This is a genomic window from Alteromonas sp. G4i13 (assembly GCF_054960505.1).
Window position 1 is genome coordinate 71,519 of the sequence record NZ_JBHNYX010000013.1, and the last position, 26,296, is coordinate 97,814.

24 protein-coding genes are annotated in these 26,296 nt (G+C 44.1%); 19 read left to right on the forward strand and 5 right to left on the reverse strand.

Features of this window, described 5'->3' with window-relative positions; all coding sequences use genetic code 11:
* Window positions 1-247 precede the first annotated feature (247 nt).
* The gene (gene prsT, locus ACFI6J_RS08490) at window positions 248-3,022 is read left to right on the forward strand and encodes an XrtA/PEP-CTERM system TPR-repeat protein PrsT (protein ID WP_061439441.1); all 2,775 of its coding nucleotides are present in this window, start codon (window positions 248-250) and stop codon (window positions 3,020-3,022) included.
* Between the two features lie 114 nt (window positions 3,023-3,136).
* On the opposite strand, the gene ACFI6J_RS08495 is transcribed toward prsT, so the two are convergent.
* Window positions 3,137-3,991 carry an ion transporter gene (locus tag ACFI6J_RS08495; protein ID WP_061439458.1) on the reverse strand — a complete coding sequence of 285 codons (855 nt, stop codon included), beginning with the start codon at window positions 3,989-3,991 and terminating at the stop codon, window positions 3,137-3,139.
* Window positions 3,992-4,200: 209 nt separating this feature from the next.
* On the opposite strand from ACFI6J_RS08495, the gene ACFI6J_RS08500 reads away from it, so the two are divergent.
* Window positions 4,201-4,359 carry a hypothetical protein gene (locus ACFI6J_RS08500; RefSeq protein WP_014997260.1) on the forward strand — a complete coding sequence of 53 codons (159 nt, stop codon included), beginning with the start codon at window positions 4,201-4,203 and terminating at the stop codon, window positions 4,357-4,359.
* Between the two features lie 139 nt (window positions 4,360-4,498).
* Here ACFI6J_RS08500 and tolC read toward each other — a convergent pair whose 3' ends face one another.
* Window positions 4,499-5,872, reverse strand: a complete 1,374-nt coding sequence (gene tolC, locus ACFI6J_RS08505) for an outer membrane channel protein TolC (RefSeq protein ID WP_049587315.1) — start codon at window positions 5,870-5,872, stop codon at window positions 4,499-4,501.
* Window positions 5,873-6,167: 295 nt separating this feature from the next.
* Here tolC and nudF point away from each other — a divergent pair, with 295 nt between their 5' ends.
* From nudF to ACFI6J_RS08575, 14 genes are all read left to right on the forward strand, one after another.
* Complete coding sequence (gene nudF / locus ACFI6J_RS08510; protein WP_049587314.1) at window positions 6,168-6,794, forward strand: ADP-ribose diphosphatase; 627 nt, start codon at window positions 6,168-6,170, stop codon at window positions 6,792-6,794.
* The gene (locus ACFI6J_RS08515) at window positions 6,791-7,231 is read left to right on the forward strand and encodes a DUF1249 domain-containing protein (RefSeq protein WP_014975631.1); all 441 of its coding nucleotides are present in this window, start codon (window positions 6,791-6,793) and stop codon (window positions 7,229-7,231) included. Before nudF ends, ACFI6J_RS08515 begins: the two co-directional genes overlap by 4 nt.
* Window positions 7,228-8,061, forward strand: a complete 834-nt coding sequence (locus tag ACFI6J_RS08520; protein ID WP_061439460.1) for a metallophosphoesterase — start codon at window positions 7,228-7,230, stop codon at window positions 8,059-8,061. Before ACFI6J_RS08515 ends, ACFI6J_RS08520 begins: the two co-directional genes overlap by 4 nt.
* Window positions 8,062-8,180: 119 nt before the next feature.
* On the forward strand, window positions 8,181-8,762 hold the full coding sequence (locus tag ACFI6J_RS08525; RefSeq protein WP_061439462.1) for a YqiA/YcfP family alpha/beta fold hydrolase: 582 nt from the start codon (window positions 8,181-8,183) through the stop codon (window positions 8,760-8,762).
* A 126-nt stretch (window positions 8,763-8,888) separates the two neighbouring features.
* Entirely contained in the window at window positions 8,889-10,784 is a 1,896-nt protein-coding gene (gene parE, locus ACFI6J_RS08530) for a DNA topoisomerase IV subunit B (RefSeq protein ID WP_061439465.1), read from the forward strand.
* Window positions 10,785-10,915: 131 nt separating this feature from the next.
* Window positions 10,916-11,101, forward strand: coding sequence for a type I restriction enzyme endonuclease domain-containing protein (locus ACFI6J_RS08535; RefSeq protein WP_061439467.1), 186 nt, complete (start codon window positions 10,916-10,918; stop codon window positions 11,099-11,101).
* Window positions 11,102-11,114: 13 nt separating this feature from the next.
* The gene (locus ACFI6J_RS08540; protein ID WP_264386956.1) at window positions 11,115-11,243 is read left to right on the forward strand and encodes a DUF3387 domain-containing protein; all 129 of its coding nucleotides are present in this window, start codon (window positions 11,115-11,117) and stop codon (window positions 11,241-11,243) included.
* Between the two features lie 21 nt (window positions 11,244-11,264).
* Window positions 11,265-12,284 (forward strand): hypothetical protein, encoded by a 1,020-nt coding sequence (locus ACFI6J_RS08545; RefSeq protein WP_061439472.1) that lies wholly within the window; start codon window positions 11,265-11,267, stop codon window positions 12,282-12,284.
* Window positions 12,285-12,425: 141 nt separating this feature from the next.
* Window positions 12,426-12,809 (forward strand): hypothetical protein, encoded by a 384-nt coding sequence (locus tag ACFI6J_RS08550; RefSeq protein WP_061439473.1) that lies wholly within the window; start codon window positions 12,426-12,428, stop codon window positions 12,807-12,809.
* A complete protein-coding gene (locus ACFI6J_RS08555) occupies window positions 12,806-15,301 on the forward strand; it encodes an Hsp70 family protein (protein ID WP_061439474.1) in 2,496 nt (831 codons plus the stop codon). Before ACFI6J_RS08550 ends, ACFI6J_RS08555 begins: the two co-directional genes overlap by 4 nt.
* 5 nt (window positions 15,302-15,306) lie before the next feature.
* Window positions 15,307-16,752 (forward strand): ATP-binding protein, encoded by a 1,446-nt coding sequence (locus ACFI6J_RS08560; protein WP_231506401.1) that lies wholly within the window; start codon window positions 15,307-15,309, stop codon window positions 16,750-16,752.
* A gap of 12 nt (window positions 16,753-16,764) precedes the next feature.
* Window positions 16,765-18,411 carry a hypothetical protein gene (locus ACFI6J_RS08565; RefSeq protein WP_061439478.1) on the forward strand — a complete coding sequence of 549 codons (1,647 nt, stop codon included), beginning with the start codon at window positions 16,765-16,767 and terminating at the stop codon, window positions 18,409-18,411.
* A 48-nt stretch (window positions 18,412-18,459) separates the two neighbouring features.
* The gene (locus tag ACFI6J_RS08570; RefSeq protein WP_462586026.1) at window positions 18,460-19,800 is read left to right on the forward strand and encodes a peptidoglycan-binding domain-containing protein; all 1,341 of its coding nucleotides are present in this window, start codon (window positions 18,460-18,462) and stop codon (window positions 19,798-19,800) included.
* 97 nt (window positions 19,801-19,897) lie between these two features.
* Window positions 19,898-21,001, forward strand: coding sequence for an ISAs1 family transposase (locus ACFI6J_RS08575; RefSeq protein ID WP_462586028.1), 1,104 nt, complete (start codon window positions 19,898-19,900; stop codon window positions 20,999-21,001).
* Window positions 21,002-21,284: 283 nt separating this feature from the next.
* Here ACFI6J_RS08575 and ACFI6J_RS08580 read toward each other — a convergent pair whose 3' ends face one another.
* On the reverse strand, window positions 21,285-21,959 hold the full coding sequence (locus ACFI6J_RS08580; RefSeq protein ID WP_014975642.1) for a hypothetical protein: 675 nt from the start codon (window positions 21,957-21,959) through the stop codon (window positions 21,285-21,287).
* A gap of 212 nt (window positions 21,960-22,171) precedes the next feature.
* Here ACFI6J_RS08580 and ACFI6J_RS08585 point away from each other — a divergent pair, with 212 nt between their 5' ends.
* Window positions 22,172-22,873 (forward strand): HAD family hydrolase, encoded by a 702-nt coding sequence (locus tag ACFI6J_RS08585; protein ID WP_462586029.1) that lies wholly within the window; start codon window positions 22,172-22,174, stop codon window positions 22,871-22,873.
* A gap of 178 nt (window positions 22,874-23,051) precedes the next feature.
* Window positions 23,052-24,347 (forward strand): hypothetical protein, encoded by a 1,296-nt coding sequence (locus ACFI6J_RS08590; RefSeq protein ID WP_069943720.1) that lies wholly within the window; start codon window positions 23,052-23,054, stop codon window positions 24,345-24,347.
* A 97-nt stretch (window positions 24,348-24,444) separates the two neighbouring features.
* Here ACFI6J_RS08590 and ACFI6J_RS08595 read toward each other — a convergent pair whose 3' ends face one another.
* Entirely contained in the window at window positions 24,445-24,777 is a 333-nt protein-coding gene (locus tag ACFI6J_RS08595; RefSeq protein WP_239239832.1) for a hypothetical protein, read from the reverse strand.
* A 278-nt stretch (window positions 24,778-25,055) separates the two neighbouring features.
* Between ACFI6J_RS08595 and ACFI6J_RS08600 the strand changes: the two genes are divergently transcribed.
* Window positions 25,056-25,247 carry a hypothetical protein gene (locus ACFI6J_RS08600; RefSeq protein ID WP_014978283.1) on the forward strand — a complete coding sequence of 64 codons (192 nt, stop codon included), beginning with the start codon at window positions 25,056-25,058 and terminating at the stop codon, window positions 25,245-25,247.
* 1 nt (window position 25,248) lies between these two features.
* Here ACFI6J_RS08600 and epmB read toward each other — a convergent pair whose 3' ends face one another.
* A complete protein-coding gene (gene epmB, locus ACFI6J_RS08605) occupies window positions 25,249-26,274 on the reverse strand; it encodes an EF-P beta-lysylation protein EpmB (protein WP_462586032.1) in 1,026 nt (341 codons plus the stop codon).
* Window positions 26,275-26,296: the final 22 nt, after the last annotated feature.

The window sequence follows — 26,296 nt, forward strand, 5'->3', positions numbered from 1 at the left end:
CGGTTTATTATCGCAAGACGCTATACAGCGATGAACTGGCCTTTCGGGCGAGTTTATGAAGCGTATTCGTAGCGTATTTCGCGATATGCTTGCCAGCAGTGTTGCAAAAAACCATATTATATTCGAATAATGGCAAGGTTGCCACGAAATTGCACAGTTTAGATGAAATAATAGACAATACACCATGCGCTATTTTCAATGTGTAGCGATGTGACAATAAAAAGTTGAGGTAGGGCAAGGAATTACAATGACAAAAATGAAACCCAATACATTACTTAAACGCACAACGTTAGCGGTAATGCTGACCAGCGCGCTTTTATCTGGATGTAGTGAAAAAACAATGGAAAGCCATTTGGCAGATGCAAGGAACTACGCCTCTTCTCAACAAATCGACGCCGCCATTGTTGAATATAAAAATGCCATTCAAAAAGCGCCCGATGCCGCAGCACCGCGCTTCGAACTTGGCAAGCTGTACTTGCAGCAAAGTAATTTTTCAGCTGCTGAAAAAGAACTCAACAAGGCAATGGAACTTGGGCATCCTGTTAGCCAAGTCATTCCTTTATTGTCGGTCGCTTACCAACAGTCAGGGGCAGAAAATGCGCTGGCCGAAGTAGATTATCGCGCAGAAGGGATGTCAGCAGTTGAATCAGCCGAGGTGGGTTTTTATAAGCTACAGGCTTTAATGCAGCTAGGTAAAAACGAAGAAGCTCAAACGCTACTGGCTGATTTATCAACCCTAGATACGAGCTCAGTCTACAAAGGCCTTATTGACAGTTATGCCTTTGTTTTAGACAACGACATGGATGGAGCGCTAGCCGCCACCGAGAAGCTGCGAGAACAAGCCCCCACCAATAAAGACGTGCTACAACAGCTTGCCAAAATTTATCTGCAAAATGGCGAACCAGAAAAAGCTGCAGAAGTATATGGCGTTTATGTTAGCCAGTTTCCTGATGACGTTACCAGTAAATTTGCGTATGCCGCGCTTCTTATTGAGATAAGAGATCTTGATAACGCTCAGCCTATTGTCGATGACTTGTTGGTGCTGAACGAAAACCATCCGCTGCTAAATACTTTTAAAGGCATTATTGAGTCAGCCAACGAAAATTACGCGAAAGCCCTTGAACACTTGGAAATTGCCGTTCAAAACGGTAGGAGCGATCAGGTTGTGCGTTTGGTTGCGGGTTTTAGTGCGTATCAAATTCAAGACTTCGAGGCGGCCCAGCGCCACTTAACTATGGTGGCGTCTAGCTTGCCTGATAATCACCCTGGCCTTCGAATGCTAGCCGACAGCATGCTTCAACTAGGTGAAAACGATGAGGCGCTTGAAGTGTTAGCAAGAGTCGAAGGTGAGCAGGGTGTTGATGCGGCCCTGTTTTCGAAAGCCAGCTATCAGTTGCTAAGAGAAGGCAACGTCATTGGTGCTCAGCAAATGGTAGAAAAATCAGAAGGGGTTAGCACTACAGCCGAAGACTTATCGCGTTTAGGGGTTTTACAGCTTTCATTAAATGACATCGATGGTTTAGTAAACCTCGAACAAGCGGTTGAACAAGCACCTGAGTCCGTCACCTCACAAGCAACCTTACTGCGTGCCTACATAGCGACGAATCAGCTGGAAAAAGCAAAAAGCGCGGCGAAAGAGTGGCATGAACAGTCACCTGAAACTGCAGCTCCGCTTATTTACCTAGGGAATATTGCGACGGCAGAGGGAGCCTACCAAGAGGCCGCCCAATATCTAGATAAAGCCAGTGAGCTAGAAGGTGCAAAGAATGAGGTGTTTTACTCTCGCGCTAAATTACTGGTAGCCGAAGGTAAAAACGATAACGCGATTTCCTTTGTTCGCGCCTTTATTGATAAGAACCCCGCCGATGTACAGGCGCTAGCGCTATGGTTTGCCCTCGCAAAGGAAAAGGGGAACGCAGAGGACGTTATCAAGCATACTCAAACACAGTTCAACACCAATAAAACAAATCTGAATTTAAGACTTCTTCTTGCAAGAATGTACTCGTTGAACAGTCAGCTTGATAAAACGGTTTCGCTTTTGTCAGATGTAGAAGGTAATGAAGCGTCGCCACAAGCGTTTTGGAACTTAAAGGGTCAAGCGCTTATTGCCACCAACAACGTAGAAGACGCGACAGCGTTTTTTGATCGTTGGCTATCGTTTTACCCGCAAGATAAAAATGCGGTATTGGGTAAGTTGTTGATTGTCGACTCTCAAAAGCAATTTGATCAGGGGCTGACGTTAACCAATAAGGTGTTGGCTAAACGTCCAGATGCACAGTTAACCTTATTGAAAGCTTACTTTCACAGTCGACTTGGGCAGGCTAAACCTGCATGGGAAATCATTAATAGCACGGCCGATGATGTTAAGGCTCTGCCTTTCGTTAGAGGCGTAATAGCGCGCTTGCATCTTATCGATAAAGCGCCTGAGCAAGCTGTAGAGCACGCCAAAGCCGCCTATGACGCTACGCCTAACTCAGATAACGCTTTGTTGTTGATAGCGGCGCTTGAGATGTCGGGTAAAAAAGCTCAGGCATTTACGTTTCTTGAAAAACACGTTCAGGCGCACAGCAACGACATCCCAAGTGCAATGCTGTTAGCCGAGCGTCAAATTGGCAAAGACCGAGCAGCAGCCATTAAAACTTATGAACAGGTGCTAGCTAAAACGCCAGATAATTTTGTCGTATTAAATAACCTGGCGTTTTTGGCGCTGGAAGATAAAAAACTTACCCGAGCAGAAGAGCTCGCTAAAAAGGCCGTATCACTGCAGCGTGAGAACGCAGACGCCGCGGACACGCTAGCGCAAATATACATTGCTAAAGGCGACAAAGCCGCAGCGCTTAAACTGTACGAGGAAGTCGCTGCACGTCCTATTGCGAACGACGACGTATATTTAAATTATGTGAGTGTATTACTTGAACTCGATAAAAAGGCGCTCGCCTCGCGCAAGCTGGCAAGCCGAGAGTTTAAGTCAGAGGCAGCCAAGCAAAGAGCGGAGTCACTTAAGCAGCAATACGGGCTTTAGACTCGCCCGGGCGTATCTTGCTTTAGCCTAAATCTAGGCATCACCATTTTTGAGAAACTAAAAAGGCCACATCACTGTGGCCTTTTTCAATTGCGCTATTCGGACAGAACGCACTTAGCTGGTTTTGTTTACCGTGCTATTTTGATTATTAGCGGCAAGCTGTGCCTTCAGCTCTCGTAGTTCTTTCATTACATCTTGAAGGGTTGGCTCTACGTTCCCTTGGGCAATTTGCTCTTCAAGTAAGGCGGCTTCTTTTTCTGCTCGTGCTTTTTCGTTTTCTCTTTCCATCACGTTCACCACGATCCCAATCACCATGTTCAAGAACGCGAACGCTGTAAAGAAAATAAAGGTAAGGTAGAAAATCCAGCTTAGCGAGTAAACCTCCTGAGTCTCGTACATTACATCGGTCCAATCTTCGAATGTCATAATTCTAAAGAGCGTTAGCATCGAGATAGTGATATCGCCCCACAGCACGGGATTGATGGTTTCGAATAAAGTACTGCCTATAGCTGCGTAAATGTAGAAAATGATAAACATCAACAGCATGACATATGCTAATTGGGGCAGTGCTTTAACCAAAGAAACTAATAAGATCCTGAGCTCGGGAATGATCGAAATCATACGCAATACGCGGAACACACGCACCAAACGGGCGATAAGTGCCAGTTCGGTATCGTCTGCCGGAATGAGACTAATAACCACAATCAGTGTGTCAAACCAGTTCCAAAAGCTCTTGAAAAAGTAGCGTTTACGTTTTTCAGCCAAAAAACGAATGGTGATTTCTGTTAGAAAGAAGGCACTGATAAACCAATCTAAAAATAGTGTTACTGACGACATGCCAGCTGGCAGTTCATAGGTCTTGGCACCTACGAGTAGCGCTGAAATAACAATAACGCTTATTACAAAGGCTTCGAACCATTTATTGGCTCGAATGCGCTCAAATTTATTTTGAAGTTCAGAGGCTTGCATTTCTATTTATCACTCAAAGAAAAACCGAATAGCCAAAGGGCTTGTGGTAAGCGCCATTGGCTGTATACTAAATAATCAGAAGTGCAGCGTACGCGCACTTATTGCATACAAATGTAGGGGCACAACGGGCGTTTTAAACCTGTCTCGTCGCACGTTACCTAAACGTTTATCAAGCCGAATACACAGGCTTAAAAATAAAGGGCATAATCATGGATGATGAATTACGGTTGTTGCAAGAGAAATTGCATCGTGTAGCGGAACGCTTGTCTAACTTCGCGCCCACAAAGCAAAATGCAGAAGCCTTGCGTATGGAATATCGCCAACTGCTAAGCGCACTTAAGAAATATACACCTACATCGCCAACTTAATCATCATTAACATAGCCCTTTTTCGCGACTCAGCATCGCATTTCTTCAGGTGTCATATTATCTCAGGCATAAAAAAGGGCAGCACTGGCTACCCTTTCTTTCACTATTGAGCATGTACTAAACGCTCAACTATCCAATGCTAATCATTGGTGTTGGTTTCTGCTGGCTTAAGACCACGGTTGATCATAGCCACATCTTCACCTGTCAATGTACCTGCCGCTTGCTTAAGCGTAACCACTGACTGAATAAAGTCATAGCGTGCGCCCGCAAGGTTACGACGTGCATCGAACAGGTTACGTGTGCTGTCTAGCACGTCAACAATGGTACGTGTACCTACATCAAAACCTGCTTCTGTTGCTTTAAGGGCGCTGTCTGCTGAGACCACTGACTGCTCTAAAGCACGAATCGTTGAGATTGACGCTTTTACATTGTTAAACGAGCTGCGAATAGACTGCACAGTTTGACGATAAGTCTGTTCAGCTGCTTGGCTTGCTGCAACATAGTTAAACTTAGCTTGGTCGGTTTGCGATGAAACGCGAGAGCCTTGATAGATAGGCACATTCAATTGAACCGCAACTGACTGACTATCAAGATAAGGTGTTTCAAACTGTAAGAACGGGTTTGAAATATCGTCTTTGCTTCGCGATGCGTTAGCTGTTAAACCAAGGGTAGGTAAGTGACCCGAGCGCGCAATTGAAATATCTTCTTTCGCGATATCCATAGCAAGTCTGTCAACCAGAAGTGCTAAGTTTTTATCCTGCGCAGTTTCTAGCCACTCATCGACAGCCGCTGGCACAGGCATAGTTGCGGCAAAATTCTCTGTGTTTAGCCCAAACAAACGATCGTGATATTTACCTGTAATTACGCGAAGCGCTTCAAGAGCAAATTCAAGCTGGTTCTTTGCTTGGATTTCCTGCGCCACCGTGCTGTCGTAATTGGCCTGAGCTTCGTGTACGTCAGTAATAGCCGTTAAACCCACTTCAAAACGCTGGCGAGTTTGTTCTAACTGGCGCTCAATGGCACGTTTTTCAGCGCCCACAAATTCAACATTGTCACGTGCACGTAGTACGTCAAAATAAGCAGTAACCGTACGCACAATAACGTCTTGCATGCTAGCGGCAAGCTGGGCGTCGCTTTGCTCGGCCACTTTTTCAGCGCGATCCAGCCCTAGCCAGTTTGCGTGGTCGTAAAGTGACATTTGTACCTGCAAACCATAATCGATAGTGTCTACGTCTGTTTCAAATACCACAATTTGAAGGTCATCAGCATTAGCACCTAACGTTTGTGCACGTTCAGCTGTAGAAGTTGTATAGCCTACCGAGCCAGATATCTGTGGTAGAAGGTTTGCGCGGCTAATACTAATCCCTTCAAACGCTGCATCACGTTGCGCTTTCGCTTGGTTTACCAATGGGTCGTTCGCCAGTGCTTGTTGATATACCTGCATAAGGTCATCGGCCAGCGCACCCGTTGTCATCGAAACTCCGATAACCAGCGACAGAAGTGTTCGTTTCATGCTTACGTCTTCCTGTTGTGTTCAAGTTGCGTCGTCATTCGCTCTAAGGGACGACTTAATAAAACCAAGTGTATGAAAATTCAACCACAAACCGAAAGTCCAAACTCGTAACAGTATTTGATTAACTGTAACAGAATATGTGATCTACCCACGCAATTATTATAGTAATAGACGACTTGTAATATGATTTTCTGTTATTCGCTCACACCCCGTTATGCATTTTTAACGCATATACATGGTTGGTGTGTAAATGTACTATGTATGATAAATCTATTTGAACCATAAGTGTCAGCAAATGAGCAAGGAATTCCTTTCATTTACCTCAAATGACGTCGAAATCACTGACATTAAGCCAGTGTATCGTGGTTTCTTTACCATGAATCAGTATCAATTTAAGCACAAGTGTTTTAATGGAGAGTGGAGTGATACCGTCACGCGAGAAATATTTGAACGCGGTCATGCAGTAGGCGTTTTGCCTTACGATCCAGTTCTTCAAGAGTTTGTGCTAATCGAGCAAGTAAGAATTGGGGCATTAGCCACATCTTCAAGCCCTTGGTTGATAGAAATTATTGCTGGCATGATTGATGAAGGTGAAACACCTGAAGCGGTATGCCATAGAGAGTCTATGGAAGAGGCGGGTATCACGTTAGATAAATTAACGAAAGCATTGAGCTATTTGTCTAGTCCGGGCGGGACCACAGAAAGATTACATATTTTTATTGCAAAGACCGACGCTAGCCAAGCGCATGGTGTGCACGGCCTGGAAAGTGAGTCTGAAGATATTAAAGTGCATCGCATTAAAGAGAACACAGCCCTTGAATGGTTGGAGAATGGCCATATTGACAACGCCGCAGCGGTAATTGCGCTACAATGGTTCTTTATGCACAAAACACAACTTCTGGAGCAGTGGCAGACATCGTGACTCAACGCAACCAACGAAAATATGTACCTCATCTTCCTTCCATGCAGGCGCTTTGCGAACTGAACTACTCCCATGTTCTAAGAATTTTGCCTGATTGCGATACGGAAGATTTGAGCTATGAATTTTCGGTAGGAGTGGGCCTGTCTTATGAAATACGCATTGTGGAGTCTGCTCGCTACACCAGTACATTAAGTATTAAGCAAACCACTAAAGACATGCCGTCTTACTTAACGCCTAGTATGACGGTGCGCCTATATCACGACGCTCGCATGGCGGAGGTTATCAATAGCCAAAATACGGGAGCGCTCGAACCCTCTTACGAGTATCCGAACTTAAAGATGCGCCAGCGCAACGAAAAGCATATGGTGAACATCTTTTTAGCTGAGTGGCTAAACTTCTGTTTGCAACACTCCTCAAATGTTACCTCTGAAGCGTGATTACACTTATACAACTCAGTGATTGCCACTTACTGAAAGATAAAAATAAAACGGGATATGCGGGTATAGCGCCCTATAAATCGCTAGCACGCGTGCTCAGTAGCGTTCGGGAATATGTTGTTGATAGCGTTGATATTAAAAATTACGTTGCTCAAAAAGCTGCCAGCGAGCCAGAACAGAGAGCAAAGCACCAAGTAATTGTGCTAGTGACTGGGGATATTAGTGGCGATAATTCACCTGAGAGCTACGAGCATTTTATCGCATTGATGGAGCAATATATTGAGCCAGCAAATATAGAATGGTTTGTGCTGGCGGGTAACCACGATAATAATCCGTACTTTGAAAAATATCTTAGCAGCCGTTATTTAAAGAGCAATGACCCGATAAGCTTTCCCAATTGGCAAATACACGGCCTGGATACCCGCGCTATAACCAATAAGCAAACGGCAGCCGGGGAAGTAAAAGAAAGCGATATACAGGCGCTAGAACAAGCGCTAATTAGGTCACCACAGGCCAATCATCTCGTTGCACTTCATCACCACATATTGCCTTCAAACAGTTGGATGGATAAGCACTCGTTAGCTAACGGGCAACAGATAGCCGCGTTAATAGACGAACATCCACAAGTGAAAGCTGTCATTCACGGCCATGTGCATTCGCCATTGCGCCAGCAAATAGGAGTGAACAAAACGCTTTCTTACGCAAGCCCATCTACCTGTTGGCAATGGGAAATGCGTCCCGAATTCGGTGTTAGCAATGAAGCGCCAGGGTATCAGGTGATGAGCTTAATGGATGGTGGCTCGGTGGGCGTTAAGGTTGTTCGGGTTTAGCTTTCGCGCTCTTTGCTTAAGCGTGGCTGTTTTGGAAGTATTTGGCGTTAAGAACAGTTTTGAACTCTCATCGAGTCCATATTAAATATAGAAACAGAGAACACAGAATAGAGAAAAACATGCAGCACATTTTATATCTTCACGGCTTTTTAAGTTCGCCGAAATCCATTAAGGCGCAAGCCACAAAAGCGTATTTTGAGCAGCATCACGCAAACGTTACCCTACATATTCCAGAGCTGTCTAATTTCCCCAGTAAAGTAGAAGGCCAGCTAATTTCACTTATTGAGAACACTCCAGCTCTGCTTGAAAACGGGCTGAAGCTTATAGGTAGTTCAATGGGGGGCTATCTCTCTACGTTTTTGCTTGAAAAATTTGGAGGCAAAGCGGTGTTAATTAACCCTGCAGTTCGCCCCTACGAGCTGTTGCAAGGCTTAATCGGCACTCATGAAAATCCTTACAGCAAGGAAAAGTTTGAAATAGTTGAAAGCGATATAGGGGTAATTCAAGCGTTAGAGGCAGCGTCAATCAAAGAACCAAACAGTTACAAAGTGTTGCTTCAGACAGAAGATGAAACGTTGGATTACCGTTTGGCTGAAGAAAAGTACGCGCAAAGTCACCTGGTTATTGAAGAGGGTGGCGATCACAGCTTTGTAGGCTACGAAAATCACTTGCCTGCTATTGCCGAGTTTTTGCTGAAATAAGCGCATTGCCAGTCTTTACTAGCCCTGCTAACATCAAACATATTGCTGTGCGGCGCTATACTATATAGCTAACCTTAGTGCTGCGTATCTCTTTCTTTGTCGCTGGCTTAAATAACAACCATAACTATGTCAAATCAATACAATTCAGATGCTATCGAGGTTTTAAACGGCCTCGACCCCGTAAAACGCCGCCCTGGTATGTATACCGACACTACCCGCCCGAATCATTTGGGTCAGGAAGTCATCGATAACAGTGTGGATGAAGCGCTTGCTGGGCATGCCTCTAATATCAAAGTTATTTTGCATGAAGACCAATCGTTAGAAGTTATCGACGATGGTCGTGGTATGCCGGTAGATATTCACCCTGAAGAGGGAATATCAGGCGTAGAGCTTATTCTATGTAAACTTCACGCAGGTGGTAAGTTTTCAAACAAAAACTATGCCTTTTCTGGTGGTCTTCACGGGGTAGGGATCTCGGTAGTTAACGCGCTTTCAACCCGCGTAGAAGTGACTATTCGACGAGACAGTAACGTATATCAAATCGCCTTTGAAAACGGCGACAAAGTCGAAGACTTACAGGTTATCGATACCTGCGGTAAACGCAATACAGGAACCCGTGTTCACTTCTGGCCTGACCCGCAATATTTCGACTCGGCAAAATTCTCAGCCAGCCGACTTGTGCACAACTTGCGCGCTAAAGCGGTGTTAAGCCCGGGTCTGCGCATTCGTTTCGACAACAAGATTACCAAAGAAAGCCAAGAGTGGTATTACGAAGATGGCCTTAAAGACTACCTCTACCAAGCGGTAGAAGAGTTTGAAACCTTACCGTCTGACACGCCGTTTGTGGGTACATTCAGCGGCAATACAGAAGCCGCCGATTGGGCTGTAATGTGGTTGCCTGAAGGTGGAGATTTGGTAACGGAAAGCTACGTTAACCTTATTCCTACAGCGCAAGGCGGTACACACGTCAATGGGTTGCGCCAAGGCTTACTGGAGTCAATGCGCGAATTCTGCGAATTTAGAAACTTAATGCCCCGTGGCGTTAAGTTATCGCCTGATGATATTTGGGACCGCTGTGCTTATATCCTGTCGACTAAGATGCAGGACCCACAGTTTGCCGGGCAGACTAAAGAGCGCCTGTCTTCACGTCAGGCCAGTGCGTTTGTATCAGGTGTAGTGAAAGACGCATTCAGCCTTTGGTTAAACCAACACACTGAAATTGCTGAAGCGCTTGCTGAAATGTGTATCAACAATGCACAGCGCCGCCTTCGTCAAACCAAAAAGGTTGCGCGTAAAAAGGTCACTCAAGGGCCGGCACTACCAGGCAAACTGACCGACTGCTCATCACAAGATATTTCGTACTCTGAACTGTTTTTAGTAGAGGGGGACTCGGCGGGTGGCTCGGCCAAGCAAGCGCGAGACCGAGAGTTTCAGGCAATTATGCCGCTGCGCGGTAAAATCCTGAATAGCTGGGAAGTCGACTCTTCTCAAGTGCTGGCATCACAGGAAATTCACGATATTTCAGTTGCGCTGGGTATCGACCCAGATTCAACCGACCTGTCTGGTTTACGCTACGGTAAAATTTGTATTCTTGCCGATGCTGACTCTGATGGGCTACACATTGCTACCTTATTATGTGCGCTCTTTGTTCGTCACTTCAGAACCTTGATAGAGCAAGGCCATGTGTATGTTGCTATGCCGCCGCTATTTAGAATAGATGTAGGCAAAGAGGTGTACTACGCGCTAGATGAAGGCGAGAAGCAGGGCATCCTTGACCGAATTGAAGCTGAGAAGAAACGCGGTAAAGTCAACGTACAGCGCTTTAAAGGCTTGGGTGAAATGAACCCGCTACAGCTTCGCGAAACAACCATGGATCCGAATACCCGTCGACTTGTTCAGCTGACCATTGAAGACGCTGAAGAAATGATGGAGCTGATGGACATGCTGCTTGCTAAGAAGCGTTCTGGCGACCGTAAAATATGGCTCGAAAGCAAAGGTAATATGGCTGAAGTGGTACTGTAACTGGCATTAGCGCCAAGACGCAAAACAATGTGGTGCAGGAGAAAAAGTACAGCGACCGGTTGAAGGAAACATTGCGCAAATACAATAACTGAGGAATTGAAACCGCACAGGTAATCGAAGAGTTGATTGTCATGGCGAAACAGTTTCAGGATGAAATGGCGCGTGATGAATCATTAGGGCTAAACCCTGATGAGGTCGCGTTCTACGAGGCACTAGCCAACAACGAAAGCGCTGTAAGAGAGCTAGGCGACGACACATTGAAGAAAATCGCCATTGAAATCACGCATGAGTTAAGCGCATCGACAACAGTTGATTGAAGTCAGAGAGAGCGTGCGGGCAAAATTGAGAATCCTAGTTCGCCGCACATTACAACGATACAAGCACCCACCAGATAAGGCGATTGAAGCCGTTGAGTTGGTATTGCAGCAAGCAGAAGTGCTGTCGAACAGTTGGAGTTAAGGCGCTAAAGGGAATAAAGTAATGGATGAACTAGCAGATAAATGGGCTGGCCGTATTTACGGTACAAATACAGGGAATGTTTTTCTAGAGATTAGCCAGAAAGATGCGAGTATAAAGGGGCGCCTTCGTATTATGGATTCTGTATACGGCGTTTCCTTATACACTTGTGTAGGTACCGTTTCAGACAGTATAGAAATGACATGTGAGCCTGAACAAGATATTGAGGGAGTTGTGCAGGGGACGGTAACTGTTCAAGGCCGTTTAGACGAAGAAGGCAGGCTGCACGGTTCATGGGAATCTTCCATTGGCACTGGCGGAACATTCGAGATGTATCCCCACAACATAGAAAAAGTGGACAAGACAAAAAATCCCGAACAAATACACAATAAAACCGTTCCGATTGGTTCGGTTAGGCTATTTAAGTCAGACCTTCTACAGCTTGTGAATTATATCTCTAAGGACTTCACAGCCGGTCGAGTCATAGTTACCTATCATTCCCGAGGTGTAGAGTTAACGAAATATGCAGATGACTTCTTTAACCAGTTGGATGATATAGAGCATCTTCAATACATAAAGCTGGTTATACAAGAGCCTGAAGCTTATGGCATCAACAGGGTCGTCGTTATCGAGCTTGGTGTTCATGGATTTAGTGAGATAAGAGTCTCTGGTATCAATGAATCCTGGGTATTGGGTAAGGCGGAATCCGTATATCAATTTTTAAAACCAAAACAAAACGCCTTAGTTACAACGTACAGAAAGCATGGGCTGAATATTAATAGCGTTTTATTCGCGGTTTTACTTATCAGCTTACCCGAAATATCAGATTGGAAGAGTAGAGGAATATTCGTTATATGCGCCTTTACCTTGTTGGGAATTTTAATGCACATGCATGCAAAATATATCCCTAATACGTCAATCTACCTTACAGAGTCAAAACCAAGTTTTGTTAAACGAATTTGGCCCAGCCTTCTTTCTTGGTTTATTGCCGCAAGTAGCTCATTAGCTGCGGCTTATGTATTTTACTTATTGAAAGGACAGTAACAATGAATAAGTGGTAAAGGTTCAGGGATGGTCCACTGATTTTGTTATCGCAAAATCACTATGATTGAATTTGCGTATCATATATTTAATGTTATTGTTTTATAAGTTTATTTTCACTTTCAAATTGAAGGAAAATATTGAATGGAATCTGAGCCACAAACCAATACCCAATCCTCCGTTAAACTTGAATCTACACTCCTATCTATGGCAATTGAGTCATGGCGCTTTAGTAAAGTTTTTAACCGCCTACTACATAAAGTCGATGCTGGCGAACAAGGCCGCTATCTTGGTCAAATGCGCTGGTTCATAAAAAAAATAGAAGAATCTTTAGCTGAGTCTGGCTTAAAACTAGTTAATGTTGAGGGGCAGCAATTCGACCCAGGGATGGCCGTAACGCCACTTAATATTGAAGAGTTTGAGCCCGATGATGTGTTAGTTGTCGAGCAAATGCTTGAACCAATCATTATGGGTGAACAAGGCCTTATAAAGACAGGTACAGTTACGTTAAGGAAGATTGAATCATGAAGAATTTTGTTGGTATTGATTTAGGAACCACAAACAGCGCAATTTGCACGTATGATGGCGAAAGTACGCGTGTTTGGAAGAGTCCTGAACAAAATGATGTAACGCCCTCTGCAATCTATATTGACAAAAGAGGGAACAAATATGTTGGCAAGCGCGCCTATGATTCTGCTCCCCATAGCCCAAATAATTCTGCTTTGCTTTTTAAGCGACTAATGGGAACCAGTACACCAATCGAGTTGAAGGCAATAGGCGAGACCAAAACGCCGGAGGAATGTTCAGCAGAGGTCTTGAAAGTTTTGTATGGGTATTTACCTGAAGAGATAAGAAACGACCCAAACACAGGGACTGTGATAACGGTTCCTGCTGCATTTAACCAAATGCAAAAAGACGCAACAATGCATGCGGCTGAAATGGCTGGACTTGGAAACGTTGCTCTTATGCAAGAGCCAGTTGCTGCGGTTATGAGTGTAATGAAAGCTAGAAATACCGATGGCATCTTTCTTATATACGATCTTGGCGGCGGAACCCTAGACATAGCGATCGCTGAGAGCATTGGAGGAAGAGTTAACCTTCTTGCTCATGGCGGCATTGCAATGTGCGGTGGAAGAGACTTCGATCGCGTACTATTTGATAATGTAGTGAAGCCATGGCTTTTTGAAAATTTCAATTTACCAGATGACCTATCTGTAAACCCTGATTTTAAGTCATTAATGCGCCTCGCGAACTGGGCAACAGAGAAAGCAAAGATTGAGTTGTCATCTCGTGAGGAGTCAGTAATAAGTTTGTCTGAATCAGAGACGAGAGCAAGAGACCTATCTGGCGAAGAGATTTACATCGATATTCCTATCACTCGACAGACTCTAGATGAACTTATTGAAGAGCGCGTTACAGAGTCTGTAACTGCTGCGCGAGAAACTCTTAGTAAAGCGGGTTTATCCGCTCATGATGTGGAGAGAGTGGTGTTTGTTGGGGGGCCAACAAACTACAAGCCGTTGAGAGACAAAGTTGCATTTGAGCTAGGAATACCCGGAACAACAGATGTTAACCCGATGACCGCCGTAGCAGAGGGGGCAAGTCTATTTGCTGAATCAATTGAGTGGAAATCGGACAACAGAGCCCGGAAAAGCAACAGAGGTCAAGTTTCATCACAGGGCGATTTGAAGTTATCTTTCAACTACATCAGCCGCACACCGGATACTAAAGCTAAAATTGCGTTACAGATTAAAGGGGAAGCCCTTCCTGGAGCTGAATTTCAAATTGATAGCGTAGATACGGGGTGGACTTCTGGGAAAATGGCGCTTCAGCACGGTGCCATTGTAAGTGTCACATTATCTAAGCAAGGCGAAAACACGTTCAAAATTTCGGTTACAGATAGTTCTGGTGGACCTGTACCTCTCGGAAACGACGAAATAGTAATTACTAAAACTGCTGCGACTGTTGATGCTATTCCAGCATCACATTCAATTGGAATTGAAGTATTAGAGAAGTTAGGTGGAAAATCTGTATTGGATTACCTTGTCCGAGCTGGTGATTCACTTCCAAAAAAAGGAAAGAAAGTATTTAAGGCCGCTGAATCATTAAAAGCTGGGGTCGCAGGTTCCTTGAATCTAAAAATCTGGGAGGGCGATATCGAAGATCCTGTTACAGATAATCGCCCTGTGGGAGTTCTAAAAATTTCTGGATCAGATTTTGACGATGGAGTAATTCCTGCTGGTGCTGATCTAGAATGTGATTATGAAATCTTAGATTCTGGAAACATCATCATTGAGGTATCCGTACCAAGTATTGGTGGGGTCTTTCACTCAGGTAAAAACTTCTATTCTAGACAAGAAGGTCAGCTCGATTATACCACCTCCGCTGCCATGGTTGTTGAGGAAGGTGAAAGAACTACTTCACGGATAGATGAGTTATTCGAAGTTATAGATGATCCTAAACTCCAACAAGCAAAAGATAAGGCTCAGAAAGCAACATCTCTTGATCCTGATGAAGTTGATACAGAAAATGCGCAAGAGGCCATGGAGTCTGTATTAGAGGCGAGAAAGATTTTAGCGCAAGTGCGCAAGGAGCATTTGAAAGAGATTCGACAGATCGATCTCAATCACGCGATAGACTTCTTTGATAAATACCTCCGCGAATCAGCGAGGCCTTCAGAACAAACCTCTTTTGATAGTTTGGCGAAAACTGCCCAACGCTCGTTGGAAAGGAATGATCAGGACTTCGAGCACCACCTCGATGAATTGAGAGGTAAAAACTTTGACATTCTCTGGAGACAAGACTGGTTTGTAGTTGAAAAATTCAAGTCTATGACTAACTCGCCACATCTGTTTGCCGACAAAGCTCGTTTCCAAGAGCTTGCGCAGACAGGATTAAATCTACTTAAAAATGATAACATCGATGACTTGCGAGCAATCGTTGCTGAACTTTCAATGATTCAGATTGGCGGAGGGGCAGAGAGCGATCTGCTGGATGTTGCAAACATCCTTAGAGGTTAATGCTAATGAAAGCTTGGTTGGAAAATGGGACTCAACTCACCGAATCATTAACCGTAAATAAGTTACTTTGCTCGTCAAAATGCTGGCAGATTTATTCAACGTTGGAATCTATGAATTTATTGGTTGCAAATGTTGAGCAAGCAGAAAAGTGGTTTGCGTCGGGAGTGATATCGAGTAGCTTATTCCGGTCTCATGACTATGAAGGTTCAAAATTCTATGTTTTGAGCAGTCCAAAGAAATATTCGTTAACTCCTTTTCCAGATATTCCTTCGCCAGAGAGCAAGGAAGATGCCTTTGCCCTTGCTCACGCTTTCAAAGCAACTCGGGATGTATACCCTGATGGTACTTTGGAAGGTGGGATATATGTGGAACAGTATTCACGAATTCTTCCACTCTCCAAACCAACTGGGGATTCAGATGATGTTCTCATTGGGACATGGTTGACTGGAGGAGTTAATATCTCCGCAACCTCCTTTAGAAGGCTAACCAAGCTTCAGGGCTGGTTGTCTGCAAGTGAGCTGCTTGAAGTTTTAAATATCATTGGCTTGCCAGTGCCTCCTGATGCTGGATTAATAGCCAAAACAAAATCGGATGACAGTCCTGTTAAAGAAAATAAACCAGAGTGTCGTTTGAAAACAACTAGCGAGAATGTCTCAATTGACCAATGGGTAGATGAAGATAAATTTGTTCTTCCTGGCAGAGCAAATTTAGAGAATTTCTTCAACGAACATATCATAGACATAATCCAAAACAGTGAGAAATATCAGAGGATGGGGATTGAGTTCCCTTCTGCTGTAATTCTTCATGGCCCCCCAGGGTGTGGTAAGACTTTTGCGGTAGAAAAGCTTGTGGAATATATAGGTTGGCCGAGCTTTCAAATTGATTCTGGCAGCATAGGAAGCCCTTACATTCACGAAACTGGTAAAAAGATTTCCGAACTTTTCGACAGGGCAATCGACAACGCACCCTCGATAGTTGTGATTGATGAGATGGAGTCATTTCTATCTGAACGTGGGCAAGGCGGAAGTGCCGGGCAACATCACATTGAGGAAGTCGCAGAGTTTCTTAGAAGAATACCTGAAGCTATAAGTAAACGGGTTTTGGTCATTGCGATGACAAATATGATTGATGTCATTGACCCAGCAATACGGCGTCGCGGTAGATTCGACCATATCATTGAAGTTGGAATGCCAAGCTCTTTTGAAGTCTCATCTTTGTTGCAAACGTTGATGAAGGATCTTCCCATTTCTGAAGAAATTGATATGGATGAACTTATTCAAAGACTTTGTGGAAGAGCACTTTCCGATTGCACCTTTGTAATAAGGGAAGCGTCACGACTTGCAGTTAAAGATAACAAAGACGTGATTGACCAAAGTTGTATCCAAACTGCTCTCTCACTACTACCTAACAAAGAAGACAAAAATAAGCGAACAATTGGATTTGTAAATTAAGGAGAGGTAAAAATGGACTTGCTAAGCAACCCTTTTCAAATTCTCGGTGCTTCGCTTCGCGACGACCGCCAAAGAATATTAGAGTTGGCTGATGACATGAGTTTAGTCAATGATGCCGATATATGCATGGAAGCGCGTGCAGAATTGACAAATCCTCGGAAACGTCTAAAAGCTGAATTAGCTTGGATATGTGGTGTTCGTCCAAGCAGAGCATCTGAGTTGATATCTATTTTAGGGACTTCGCCGCAGAACATTCTTGAAGTTGACAATATTCATTGTTTAGCTAAAGCCAATTTTATTGCATCTGCTCTTTCGAGTTATAGGCCAGAAAGCATAGAAGATATCGTTAAGTGGGTTCTGGAGTTAGCTAATCAATTTGATCAAATTTCATGCGAACAACTCCAAACAATGCTGAACGAAGAACGGATCGTATCAGGATTCCCAGAGATTAACGATTTATCTTCGATAGAAGCCGAGTTGCAAGAAAGACGGAATTATTACAGGACAACAATTAAAGCCGCGTTAGATCAATTCTCACCACCAGAGCTTGTAAAAGCAGTCACAGACATTGTTGATATAGCTACTGATTGTGGACAGGTTCATGGCCCCGTTTTAGTCGAAGATGTTGTAGATACATACGAAATAGAGGCTCAGGATTTCTTAGAAACCGAAGGGCAAAACATTAGTACATTAGTTAGCTTGATTGAAGAGAAGCTGGATAGTCAAGTTTCTGAGCAAGAACTGTCTGGCTTGTTAGATAAGTTGATTAACGTTGTCCGAAATTGGGACAACGTTGCTCAGCCCATTCAAGTATTGACGATGAGCCTTGGAAGAGAGCATGAAGCGAGTGCTCGTATTGCGAATGATATTAGGTCGCTTGCAATCTATATGTTCAATGAATATGGGATGCTTGAGTTATCCAGAAAGCTGACAGAAATGCTGCAAGAAGTGTTTGCTGAAGTAGTGAGAATAGCTGAAAAAAGTGCAGAAGATGCTGAGGCGTTACAAGAAATAGCGGATCAAAGAGAGCAGTATCTTGAGCAGGCTAAAAAACAAGAGGAGGAATGGAGACGCGAAGTTACTTATGAAGCCGATGTTGGGGCTATTTTCAAAGATAAACTAAAGATTTCTCCTGATGGTATTGAGTGGAAGGGCAGGAAGTGGCCTCTAGAAAAAATTACCAGAGTTAGATGGGGCGCAACAAAACACTCTGTCAATGGCATACCCACTGGAACGACCTACAAAATTTTTTGGGGAACAGATGCGGATGGTTATTCTCTTGAGCTTAAAAAAGGAGCAACCTTTACGAACTTCATCGATAGATTGTGGAAAACGGTTGGGGTAAGGCTTTTAACAGAGTTTCTTGAGGACCTTGGGAATGGGAAACAATTCAAATTTGGCTCCGCCACTATTTGTGATGAGGGTGTTGAGTTAATAAGACGAAAATTCTTCGGTAGTGACGAGAAAATTTTTTGTACATGGAATGAATTAGTCATTTGGAATGGCGGCGGTTCGTTTTGTATCGGCAAAAAGGGAGATAAAAAGCTTACGGAGGGCTTTTCGTACCAAGATCAGAACAATATCCATATATTGGAAGCTGCTATTCGTGCATTTTGGAAGAGAGGTGGACATAAGCTGAGTAGTTTACTTGAGCAGTAATCGTCTAACACTAGGTGTTTCGAGGAAACAAATGGAATTAAAGTAAGTATGAATAATGATGGCGAAACCAAAAAAGGCTTTTCAGGATTATCTGGATTGGCTTCGGATGTTGGCGACACGATTAAAGCTGAGCAATCCAAATTAAAAAGCGGCGCTGGGGAAGAAAAAGTCAATAAAGCATCTGGTTCGGGCCACGCTTCTAATCAAACTCGCACAGTTGAGCCGACGAAAAAAGTGGAAGTTAGTACCAGTGATGAACGCAGTGGTCATAAGAAATACTTTATCATTGTTGCGGTAATTGCACTTTTATTGTGGATAGTTACGCAGAGTAATAATCGAAATACGACGAGTCCTAAGCCTTTACCCAAATCTTCTTCACAGCCTGTTCCCGATTCAAGGCCTACATCCGTCCCAACGCAACTCAGTTATACTAAACCATCTGTTGGTACTAACAATATTTTAAACGTATCAGAGATCCGTTGGTGTATCAGAGAGGGCATTAGAATTGATGCTATGCGGAATGTTTTCTCTTCTAATTCGGGGATCGATAAATTTAATTCCTTGGTGAATGATTACAATAGTCGTTGTGGTAGTTACCGGTATAGGTCCGGGTCTCAAACAAGAGCGGAGAGGGATGTTGCACCTCACAAATTAGAAATTCAGGAAGAAGCGAAACGAGAAGCGAGAACTTATGAGAACGAGTTAAATGCTCCTGACCTCAGAGCGGTTACTACTAATTCAACTCATACGCTCTCGGGACCTAACCCCAAGCTTACTCAGCAGTATGACCCCGACCTTATAAGACAAATACAGACATTGCTAGCTGGGTTTGGTTATGAGATTGATAGAGTTGATGGCTTGTTTGGTAAAACAACACAGGCGGCAATAAAATCGTTTCAACAAGCTGCCGAACATACCGTTGATGGTATTCCGGACAGAGAATTACTAGAGATATTGGAATACGTCAAATCTGAGTTGGTTAAAAAACGGCCAGGTGGTTTTGATGAACCTGTTCAAAGCCCGTCGTCAAAGATCCCAGCCAATGCTTGGGTATCTGGCTCGAATTGGTTCTGTAATGATGGTTACAGAAAAGTGAGCAATAGATGTGAAAAACTATCAGTACCGGAGAATGCTTGGGTATCTGGCTCGAATTGGTTCTGTAATGATGGTTATAGAAAAGTGAGCAATAGATGTGAAAAACTATCAGTACCGGAGAATGCTTGGGTATCTGGCTCGAGTTGGTTCTGTAATGATGGTTATAGAAAAGTGAGCAATAGATGTGAAAAACTATCAGTACCGGAGAATGCTTGGGTATCTGGCTCGAATTGGTTCTGCAATGATGGTTACAGGAAAGTGGGAAGTAAATGTGAATCAGTATTCAAGGATTAATTTTGTCAACTTATGGTTTTAATCAGGGCAAGATCATACTCTGACTTGCGTTAACTAGCGCATCTGTGATCAAATCTAGCTTTTTAGGCTAGCACAGATGTCATTTATTACCCATTTTGAGTCACTTGAAGATAAACGCTCTCATATCAATAAGAAGCATGACCTACTTGATGTGATTTTTCTCACCGTGGTGGCCATTCTTTCTGGTGCTGAAGGATGGAAAGACATTAAGCAATTTGGGGACAGCAAACTGGATTGGTTGCGTAAGTTCAGGGCCTTTAAAGAGGGTGTACCCGTCGACGATACTATTGCCCGTGTTATCAGCTCGCTAGAGCCCAACGCCTTGCTAACGTGCTTCATTAGCTGGGTGAATGAAATCCGTGAAGACCAAGGGCAGCCCGTGATTGCGTTTGATGGTAAAACGCTTCGCCATTCATTCGATGGTGATAGGAAAACCGCCCTTCACAGCGTGTCTGCCTACGCGGTGGAACAAGGTTTAGTCCTCGCACAATGTAAATCGAAGGGTAAGAAAAATGAAGTGTCGACGGTACTGGAATTGATTGAATTACTGGAGTTAAAAGGCAGTATTGTCACTGCCGATGCCATGCATTGTCTGAAGAAGGTCGCTAAAGCCATTAATGCAAAAGGCGGCGACTATGTTCTGCAAGTCAAGAATAACCAAGGTAAACTTGCAACGGAAATAGCGGCTTACTTCCACAAGACACGGCGTGATTCGCCTCAAGATGTCAAAGTAAACAGTTTGACTTTAACCAATGATGGTCATGGACGCATCGAGGAACGTACCTACGTTCAGCTACCCATTACGCCTTGGTTGACGCAAAGCCAAGGCTGGACGAATATGAAGTCGGTCATTGAAGTCACCCGAAAACGCTACCTTAAAGACAAGGAAACGAGTGAGACCGCTTATTACATCAGTTCCTTGGAGGTTAACTTACCTCAAATTGCGAAAGCCATTCGTAGCCATTGGTCGATAGAAAATGCATCACATTGGGTACTGGATATGACGTATCGAGAGGACGATTCCCGCATCAGACGCGGCGATGCGCCCGAATATATGGCGACCTTCCGCCGCTTTGCAATGAATTTAGCACGCTTGAATCCTATTAAAGACAGTATGAAAGGTAAGCTGAAGCAGGCGGCGTGGTCTGATGAAGTCAGAGAAAAGCTCTTGTTTGCTTGAATTTTATTCAAGCATGATTTTACCTTGTGGTTTTAATTTTATTTGTTTTTATCATATTATGCTTTAATTCTTTGCCTGGGAGGTTTTTTGATGCATTATTTTTCTATGGTTAAGATGATCAGTTTTGTCAGTTTATGGTTTAACTAACAGGCGTTGTAGATTGCAGAAACGCGCCGCTTTCGTGCTTATTTATAGAAGCGTGTATTGATAACGCTGTACAAACAAGTGACCGCTAGACAAGCAGTCTTATCGCTACATGAAGCAAATCGAAAACGCCGAGATACTATCCTGATACGGAAATTTCTCGGCGTTTTAGTTTGTGCATCTGCAATAAAATACTGCCACGCATAATTACGCTGGTGCCGTTTAGGATAAGTAGCGGCCAGCTTTGGCTTAATGGCATTGTTAGGCCAAACAATAAAGTGCTAACGTCTTTTATCAATATATTGCGAAACAGCGCAAATGACAGCGACCCCACTTTTTGTCTGCGCTGCAGTACAAACCACTGGTGCAGTGAACCTTGAAATAAGATAACGGTAACGACCAGCATTAAGGTATTTGCGCCAAGCTGTGCAAGCGTTGGGAAAGGGCGAAAAGCAATGGAAAGTGTGCCACCAATGAGAGCTAGCAGAGCAACAGCGGCAACGTAACCTGAAATTGTAGTGCGCCTGTGTTGCCATATTTTCCAAATGATAATGAGCGTAAGTATGAGCGCGCCAAATCGTGTCCACACCAAGTAATGGTTGAAAGGCTCTACCGAAATGCCAAATAGGAAAATTGAGAAAAAGGCAAAATAGCTAGAGCCAAACTGGTTAAGTGACAGACTGTGGTTAGCATCGTCACTTTCGCTAGAAACGGGCACTTGAAAGCGCGTCATGGCCTTAATTTGTGACCATAATCCTAACCATGTCAGTAAAAACAGCGCGGCACTGGCAAAGCCTAAAATGTGGTAAAGCACCCAATTTGCTCCACGTTGAAAATGTTCTAGCTCGTGAATGCCCCAGTGTATCACAGGACTGGCACTGTTCTGGCATGTTCTGACATATGGCATGCAAACAATCACTATTAACAAAGCACTGCAGCAGGGGCTAAAGGTGTTATCGTTTTTTCGGTATCGATGACACCCAATATGTTTTCAAAACCGGTATTGAACTAGCAAGGAGGTTTATTTTGGCATTGCACTCAGTTTCTTCATCAACCCGCCAGCTAGCGGTAAGCGACAAAACCACAACGCTATTATTTGATCACGACGGTACCCTTATTGACTCAGAATCCGTACATTTTGACCTGTGGAAAGACATTTTGCTGGGGTACGATGTTGAATTAAGCGAAGATTTTTATTGTGAAGTGATGGCGGGTATTCCAGTAAAGCAAAATGCTGTTGACCTTGTCGAACATTTTAATATTGATGTCGCACCGCAGGTGCTAGCAGAGCAAAAACACAAAAGCATTAGCGACTACTTAGATAAACAAGCTTTTCCCTTAATGCCGTTTGCTAAAGAAACCATTGAACATTGTGCAAACAAAGGTTACACCATTGGCATTGTGACTGGGGGAAGTAAAAAGTCGGTGGAAAAAACCTTATCTCAGTATGGTTTAAGTGCTTATATTTCTTGCGTGGTTGCCGTGGAAGATGTCGAAAACAGCAAACCAGCACCTGATTGTTACGCGCTTGCAATGGACAAGCTAGGAAAAATACCCGGTGAATGTGTGGCAATTGAAGACACGCAAACCGGCATGACAGCGGCACTTGCTGCAAACCTAGCCTGCGTAGTGATACCCACGGAATTGTCGAAGTATCATGACCTGTCTGGTGCCACAGTGCGGTATACAAGTCTGAAAGACTGGGTGGACTGTGAAGTCACTTTATAGCGTTTTCGGTGGTGATCAATTGGCGACTTGTCGTGCCACTTGCCGCTGGTGGCGCGAAAATAGATAACGTAGTATAACCAGCACCTTAGGGCATAGTGTTATTTGCCATACAACGAAGAGCACTTAAGGCGCTAACCTATTTTTTATTAATTGTTATGACAGGTAAAGCTGATTTCTCATGATTTTGCGTAGCGTTAAATGGCTTTTAATTACTCTTGCCATCATAGTAGTTCTGCTCGTTGTAGGCGTAGCGGCGGTAACTATTTTGGCTGTACAAAAACAGCCCTTAGTTGCATCTACAGCGCCCACACAACTAGATGGTGCTGACAGTGTTAATGAATTGCTCGGCCAACTGCAGCAAGCGTTTTCTCGCCGAGAAGAAGGCCATCAAGTTACGCTCACCGAAACCCAAGTCGAAAGCTTAGTGGGTGTGTTACAGCGCGCACTGCCTGACTTTAAGGGCGTAGTGAATATCACCCCATTGGCGGGAACCATTAACATCACTTACGCTATTAACAGTACGGGGTATTATGTTAATGCATCAGCGCTAGTACTGCCTGGCGATAGCTTGCGTATAGAGCAAGTTCAAGTTGGCGACTTAACCATTCCAGGTCGATTTTTACTTAGTTTTCTAGAGCGTACGGTAAACTCTTATACGCAATCAGAGATAGCCACCATTGCGTTATCGCGGGTTGAGCGTGTGACCATGAGAAGCGGTGAACTTACCCTTGATGTTGGGCGTTTAGATGAGCTGCTAAGCGAGTTAAACGTAGTGGCGTCGAATATGTCGGTAAGCGAACAGACCGAGCTTCAGCAGCTATCTGCATACTATTTACGTTATTTGTCTGGTAGAGAAATAGCCTTATCAAATAAACCAGTATCTCTTATTGAATACTTGCGTGAAGGGATGGCACGGGCGCGAGAACAAAGCCAAACCCCTGAAGATGCAGTACTGCATAACAATGCGGTAATCCTCGCTTTAGCGGTTTACGTTGGGCATCATCGTGTTGGGACTCTGGTGGGCGACATACAGCCAGATGCCGATAAGGCGTTAAAGCCTCGCAGAGGGGCTGTGCTGCACAAGCGCAACGATTTGGCTCGTCACTTTATTATTTCTGCTGCATTAGAGTTAATGGCTGAACAAGGTATGTCCTTGGCAATTGGCGAGTTTAAAGAGCTTATGGACCGGGGCAATGGTGGTTCGGGCTATAGCTTTGTGGATTTGGCGGCAGACATGTCGGGCACTGAATTTGCAAAGGTTGCTACCCATCCAAATACTGCGATGGAAGTGCAAAATGCGATTGCGCGCATTCAAAGTGAACTTGAAATCATCCCGCCTATTGAAGGGCTGCCCGAAGGCTTAAGTAAGCAAGTATTTACCGAGCAGTATCAGCGGGTGGACAGTGAAGCCTATTTGAAAGAAGTGCAGGAAATTAAGCGGAGAATTGCCTTGCTACCGCTTTATCAAAAATAAGCGGTAAGGCGCGTGAGAGTTCGCCGAAAGTAAGAAGCCAACCTATAAAAAGCCCGCTATGAAAGCGGGCTTTGTTTTACTCATTTGAAGTTCTACACTACTTTTTGGCAAGAGACTGCTGAAATTGCGCAATGGTCACCAGCGCCAACTCTATTTTTTTAACTAATGGCGCTAGGGCTTGTTTGGCCGCATCATCATCCAGTTCCTTTAGCGATTGCCAGTCATTTGCAATCTCTTGAACATATGGACCAAAGCGTTTTGCTGATGTGCTAAACCCACTGTCATCTGCGAAAACGGCTGCAAACTTCCCTTTTTGATCGCGCTGTAAACTATCTAGTATTTGGTCGGCATCAACAGCTTTGCGGTGCAGCGTTTGAAGTGTTTCTTGAAGTTGTTGATGGACAGCTTGCATCTCTTGGCTCTGTTGCATGGTCACGCCTTTTGTTTCTAATGTAATCCGGTGCACGCGTTAGCCGCACACTTAATGTTCATATATATTGCGCAGCTATCAATTATGCTACGCCGAATGTATCACGATAAATAATGATTAAAGTTTCGTCTTTCAAGGCCGATAACTTAACGATGTTGTAAATTACAAAGCTTGCGGTTCACTAACGAATTTGCTGGTTACGTAACACTCAACACATCGTAAGGGTGGGCAATTCTGCCCATTTTTTTACTTTGCTACAAGCAACAAAGGAAAATGGTATGGATCTACAAGGTGCTAGTGCCTCTGGAACGTCCGGTGCGTCACTTGAGTTGGCCTCTCTTAAGTTGGCAAAAAGCCAGCAAGAGCAAGAGGGAAAAGCGTCGCTTCAGCTGCTGGAATCAGCCGCTGACGTACCAAAAACGTCATCTTCAAACCCCGCGTTAGGCGCCAACATTGATACCTACGCGTAAGTTACGGATGCAGATGTAAGTCGATAGGCGTTTTGCCAGGTTGACCGCCAATTTCTCTCACCAGTTTTGGCACTAAAAAGCCCGGCAAGCGCTTTATCGCTTCTTTCATGATTCGACGACCTTCATCGTCGCTGACATAAAAATGACTTGCACCCTGCACTTTATCTAATACGTGCAAGTAATAGGGCAGTACACCAGCCTCAAACAGCGTTTCACTTAAGTCACTTATGGCATCGCCGGAATCGTTTACGCCTTTTAGCAATACCGACTGATTGAGCAGGATCACACCTCTCTCTCGTAATGTGTTTAATCGGGATTTTAGCGTTTCTGACATCTCATTCGCGTGGTTTGCATGCAGCACCAATACTTTCTGAAGCGGCAAGGCCGTAAACCATTCAACAAAGTCATGGCTAATTCGTTCTGGTAGCACTACCGGCAGACGGCTATGAATACGCAGGCGTTTTATGTGGGCAATAGCGGCAATTTCGTTGGCTAGCCACGACAAATGATCATCTTTCGCCATCAGTGGGTCGCCACCTGAAAAAATCACCTCATTAATTTTGTTATTACTGCGAAGATATTCAAGCACATCAAGCCATTGGTGCTTACTTACCGCATTGTCGGCGTAAGGAAAATGGCGACGAAAACAGTAACGGCAGTTTACTGCACAGCCGGTGCGAACCATTAACAACACGCGAGAATCGTATTTGTGCAGTATGCCTTTGCCTGCGGTGTCGTGCTCGTCTAACGGATCTTTGCTATAACCGGGTGATGTTAGGAATTCATCGCTGAGCGGCATGACCTGCAAAAACAGCGGGTCGTTGGGATTTTCTTTTTCCATAAGATCCACAAAGTGTCGTGGAACACGCATAGGAAAAAGACGACGTGCTTTGATGTGTTGTGCGTATTTTTCTTGGTCTAAACCTAAGTGTTGCAATAGCTTTGCAGGATCAGTAAAGCTACTTGCTAATTCTTTTTGCCAGTTATGCTCTACAGAAATCGGTTTTTTAGGTATTATTTGTTCCACGAAACTTTTTGTACCTTATGTT

What these genes read in the sequence shown, in the direction of transcription:
- ACFI6J_RS08500 (WP_014997260.1), top strand. Translation starts at nt 4,201, where the DNA reads ATGGATGATGAATTACGGTTGTTGCAAGAGAAATTGCATCGTGTAGCG.
- ACFI6J_RS08545 (WP_061439472.1), top strand. Translation starts at nt 11,265, where the DNA reads ATGGATGAACTAGCAGATAAATGGGCTGGCCGTATTTACGGTACAAAT.
- ACFI6J_RS08565 (WP_061439478.1), top strand. Translation starts at nt 16,765, where the DNA reads ATGGACTTGCTAAGCAACCCTTTTCAAATTCTCGGTGCTTCGCTTCGC.
- nudF (WP_049587314.1), top strand. Translation starts at nt 6,168, where the DNA reads ATGAGCAAGGAATTCCTTTCATTTACCTCAAATGACGTCGAAATCACT.
- ACFI6J_RS08550 (WP_061439473.1), top strand. Translation starts at nt 12,426, where the DNA reads ATGGAATCTGAGCCACAAACCAATACCCAATCCTCCGTTAAACTTGAA.
- parE (WP_061439465.1), top strand. Translation starts at nt 8,889, where the DNA reads ATGTCAAATCAATACAATTCAGATGCTATCGAGGTTTTAAACGGCCTC.
- tolC (WP_049587315.1), bottom strand. Translation starts at nt 5,872, where the DNA reads ATGAAACGAACACTTCTGTCGCTGGTTATCGGAGTTTCGATGACAACG.
- ACFI6J_RS08535 (WP_061439467.1), top strand. Translation starts at nt 10,916, where the DNA reads ATGGCGAAACAGTTTCAGGATGAAATGGCGCGTGATGAATCATTAGGG.
- prsT (WP_061439441.1), top strand. Translation starts at nt 248, where the DNA reads ATGACAAAAATGAAACCCAATACATTACTTAAACGCACAACGTTAGCG.
- ACFI6J_RS08570 (WP_462586026.1), top strand. Translation starts at nt 18,460, where the DNA reads ATGAATAATGATGGCGAAACCAAAAAAGGCTTTTCAGGATTATCTGGA.
- ACFI6J_RS08600 (WP_014978283.1), top strand. Translation starts at nt 25,056, where the DNA reads ATGGATCTACAAGGTGCTAGTGCCTCTGGAACGTCCGGTGCGTCACTT.
- ACFI6J_RS08525 (WP_061439462.1), top strand. Translation starts at nt 8,181, where the DNA reads ATGCAGCACATTTTATATCTTCACGGCTTTTTAAGTTCGCCGAAATCC.
- ACFI6J_RS08595 (WP_239239832.1), bottom strand. Translation starts at nt 24,777, where the DNA reads ATGCAACAGAGCCAAGAGATGCAAGCTGTCCATCAACAACTTCAAGAA.
- ACFI6J_RS08575 (WP_462586028.1), top strand. Translation starts at nt 19,898, where the DNA reads ATGTCATTTATTACCCATTTTGAGTCACTTGAAGATAAACGCTCTCAT.
- ACFI6J_RS08495 (WP_061439458.1), bottom strand. Translation starts at nt 3,991, where the DNA reads ATGCAAGCCTCTGAACTTCAAAATAAATTTGAGCGCATTCGAGCCAAT.
- ACFI6J_RS08555 (WP_061439474.1), top strand. Translation starts at nt 12,806, where the DNA reads ATGAAGAATTTTGTTGGTATTGATTTAGGAACCACAAACAGCGCAATT.
- ACFI6J_RS08590 (WP_069943720.1), top strand. Translation starts at nt 23,052, where the DNA reads ATGATTTTGCGTAGCGTTAAATGGCTTTTAATTACTCTTGCCATCATA.
- ACFI6J_RS08560 (WP_231506401.1), top strand. Translation starts at nt 15,307, where the DNA reads ATGAAAGCTTGGTTGGAAAATGGGACTCAACTCACCGAATCATTAACC.